Raw genomic sequence first — 530 nt, forward strand, 5'->3', positions numbered from 1 at the left:
ATTAAATACCCTTAAGCTTCTGCTCAGTTCCGGCGCTCAAGTGAATCTCGTATGCCGTCTTCTGCTTGCTACCGCTCTTTTTGACAGCGCTCTTGTAAAAAACAAAGATATGATAAAAACCCTTATTGAAGCCGGAGCAGATGTGAATATTCAGAGCAAGGACGGACAGACCGCGCTGGTTGTCGTTGTAGGCGCTGGTGATGAGGCAATTGTTGAAATTCTGGTTAACGCCGGAGCTGATCCAGACATTAAAGACGCTCTTGGCGTAAGCGCAAGAAAGTATGCCACTATTTTTGGTAATAAAAAAATGTTGGCTATGTTTGACGGTAATAAGCCAGACAAGACGCCGTAAGATTACACGCTATTTTTTTCCAAATTATCGCAAGTAGTGTGCCATTCCAGTCCGGTGCACGACTAAATTTCTGTAGTTGCTAACATCACCCTATCAAATGCGATAAAAATATTATCCTCCAATGCATAGACATATAAACAATAAAAGAAATTAATACCATGACTTCCAACAATAAAAC

General features: G+C 40.9%; 1 protein-coding gene. It reads left to right on the forward strand.

Features of this window, described 5'->3' with window-relative positions:
* Positions 1–352, forward strand: a 352-nt coding sequence (locus tag ACYVRH_RS14345; RefSeq protein WP_461257549.1) for an ankyrin repeat domain-containing protein, incomplete at its 5' end; no start/stop codon positions are given.
* Positions 353–530: the final 178 nt, after the last annotated feature.

The sequence above is a fragment of the Treponema sp. R80B11-R83G3 genome (assembly GCF_054786115.1).